This window comes from Micrococcus sp. HMSC31B01 (assembly GCF_001816085.1).
GTDB classification, from domain to species: Bacteria; Actinomycetota; Actinomycetes; order Actinomycetales; family Micrococcaceae; genus Micrococcus; species Micrococcus luteus.
Window position 1 is genome coordinate 1 of the sequence record NZ_KV824958.1, and the last position, 2,842, is coordinate 2,842.

Here is a 2,842-nt window from a genome sequence, read left to right on the forward strand (position 1 = left end):
AACGGCCCGCACCCCTCACGGGTGCGGGCCGTTCCGCGTGCGGCGGGGCTCAGGCCTGGGCGAACCGGGCCTTCTGCGCCTCGAAGCGCTCGCGCACGACGGCGGGCAGCGACTCGCCGAACCGGCCGAGCCACTGCTCGATGAGCTCGTTCTCCTCGGCCCACTCCGCGGCGTCGACCTTGAGGGCGTCCTCGAGGTCCTCGGCCGACACCTCGATGCCGGACAGGTCGAGCGAGCCCGCGGCCGGCACGAGACCGATCGGGGTCTCCTCGGCCTCGGCCTTGCCCTCGAGGCGCTCCACGACCCACTTCAGGACGCGGGAGTTCTCGCCGAAGCCGGGCCAGGCGAAGCCGCCGTCGCGGTTGCGGCGGAACCAGTTGACCAGGTAGATGCGCGGCAGCTTCTCCGGGTCGGCCTTGCCGGACTCCCTGACCCAGTGGGCCAGGTAGTCGCCGGCGTCGTAGCCGAGGAACGGCAGCATGGCCATCGGGTCGCGGCGCACGACGCCCACGGCGCCGGCGGCGGCCGCGGTGGTCTCCGAGGAGAGGGTGGCGCCCTTGAGGATGCCGTCCTCCCAGTCGAAGGCCTCGGTCACCAGCGGCACGGTGGTCTTGCGGCGGCCGCCGAACAGGATGGCGTCCAGCTTCACGCCCCGCGGGTCGCGGTACTCGTCGGCCAGCATGTCCGTCTGCTCGATGGGCGTGCAGAACCGGGAGTTCGGGTGGGCGGCCGGGGTGCCGGACTCGGGCGTCCAGTCGTTGCCACGCCAGTCGGTGAGGTGCTCGGGGACCTCGTCCGTCATGCCCTCCCACCACACGCCGCCGTCGTCGGTGAGGGCGACGTTGGTGAAGATGGAGTTGCCCTTGGAGATCGCGCGCATGGCGTTCGGGTTGGTGGACCAGCCGGTGCCGGGGGCGACGCCGAAGTAGCCGGTCTCCGGGTTGATCACGCGGAACTCCCCGTCCTTGCCGGCGCGGATCCAGGTGATGTCGTCGCCCAGGGTCTCGGCCTTCCAGCCCTCGATCGTGGGGTCGATGAGGGCGAGGTTGGTCTTGCCGCAGGCCGACGGGAAGGCGCCGGTGATGTGGTAGGACCGGCCCTCGGGGTTGGTCAGCTTGAGGATCAGCATGTGCTCGGCGAGCCAGGCCTCGTCCCGGGCCATCACGGAGGCGATGCGCAGCGCGTAGCACTTCTTGCCGAGCAGGGCGTTGCCGCCGTAGCCGGAGCCGAAGGACCAGATGGAGCGCTCCTCGGGGAAGTGCACGATCCACTTGGTCTCGTTGCACGGCCACGGCACGTCCTGCTCGCCCGGCTCCAGCGGGGCGCCCACGGAGTGCACGGCCGGCACGTAGAAGGCCTGCTCGCGGGACATCTTGTCCAGCACGTCCTGGCCGATGCGGGCCATGATGCGCATCGACAGGACCACGTAGGCGGAGTCGGTGATCTCCACGCCGTACTTCGGGTCCTCGGCGTCGAGGTGGCCCATCACGAACGGGATCACGTACATGGTGCGGCCGCGCATGGCGCCGGTGAACGCGTCGTCGAGGATGCCGTGCATCTTCGCCGGGTCCATCCAGTTGTTGGTGAAGCCGGCGTCCTCCTCCTTCTCGGAGCAGATGAAGGTGCGGTCCTCCACGCGGGCGACGTCGGCGGGATCGGAGAACGCGGCGAAGGAGTTGGGGAACTTGTCCTCGGCCAGGCGGGTCAGGGTGCCCGCCGCCACGAGCTCGTCCGCGAGACGGTCGCGCTCCTCCTCGGAGCCGTCGACCCACTGGACGGAGTCCGGCTGCGTCAGCTCTGCGATCTGAGCGACCCACTCGCGCAGCTGGGCGTAGTCCGTGGGCGCGTCCGCCAGGGCGCGATCCGCGAACGAGGTGGTGGCGTTGTCAGCCATGGTGGAGAGTCCTCCCATTGGGGTCCGGGGCCGTTCCGTCCCGTCCACTCCGATGCGTGCACCGCCGAAGCGCGCACCACATCGTTGTGGCCGCACGGTCCTGCCATGGTACCCGAGCCCGGCTATCATGACCGCGCCTCCGCCACACCCCCGACACAGACCGCCGCAGACCGTCGATTTGCACTTCGCCGGAGAGGTCCTGTAGTGTTCTACGAGTTCGAGCCGCTCCGGCGGATCGGATGATGCGCCCATAGCTCAGCTGGATAGAGCGTCTGTCTACGGAACAGAAGGTCAGGGGTTCGAATCCCTTTGGGCGCACGATCGGAAGGCCCCGCTCCTGCTGGAGCGGGGCCTTCGTCATGTCGGCGCGCCTCTGCCACGCCCGCCGCCGCGGAGGTCAGCGCCCCGGAACCACGAAGTGCGTCAGGGCGGCGTCGCGGCCGTCGAGCTCGGCCCACGGCTTCTCCACCCGGAACACCTGCATCCCGAGCGTCGGGTAGTGCTCGCTCATGCGCAGCGCCGCGTCCTGGTCCGAGTCCAGGCTCATCAGCCGCATGCCCAGCTCCTGCACCCACGGCATGTGGCCCACCACCAGCAGCCGTCGCGTGGTCTCCTCCGTCTCGTTGACGACGGCCAGGGCCCGCGCCGCGTCGGCGCCGTAGAGCCGCGGGTCCAGGTAGGGCGTGGGTGCCAGCTCGCCCAGGCGCTCGCACACCCACACGCACGTCTGACGGGTGCGCAGCGCATCGGAGCACACGACGGCGTCCGGGACGAGGTCGTGCTCGCGGAGCCAGTCGCCGGCGGCGGGCGCCTGGGCGTGGCCTCGCTCGGCGAGCGGGCGGGCATGGTCGTCGGCCGCGTCGGGCCAGCCGGCCTTGGCGTGCCGGAGGACGATCAGGGTCTTCGCGTCGGCGGTGCTCATGCGGCCAGGCTACGGCGACGGCCCCC

2 protein-coding genes and 1 tRNA gene are annotated in these 2,842 nt (G+C 70.8%); 1 reads left to right on the forward strand and 2 read right to left on the reverse strand.

Annotated elements, in window-relative coordinates:
• Positions 1-49: 49 nt before the first annotated feature.
• The gene (locus HMPREF3105_RS02020; protein ID WP_049147908.1) at positions 50-1,894 is read right to left on the reverse strand and encodes a phosphoenolpyruvate carboxykinase (GTP); all 1,845 of its coding nucleotides are present in this window, start codon (positions 1,892-1,894) and stop codon (positions 50-52) included.
• A gap of 244 nt (positions 1,895-2,138) precedes the next feature.
• Here HMPREF3105_RS02020 and HMPREF3105_RS02025 point away from each other — a divergent pair.
• Positions 2,139-2,212: transfer RNA gene (locus tag HMPREF3105_RS02025), tRNA-Arg, on the forward strand.
• A 79-nt stretch (positions 2,213-2,291) separates the two neighbouring features.
• Here the strand turns inward: HMPREF3105_RS02025 and HMPREF3105_RS02030 are convergent.
• Positions 2,292-2,816, reverse strand: a complete 525-nt coding sequence (locus HMPREF3105_RS02030; protein WP_002854135.1) for a SixA phosphatase family protein — start codon at positions 2,814-2,816, stop codon at positions 2,292-2,294.
• Positions 2,817-2,842 lie beyond the last annotated feature (26 nt).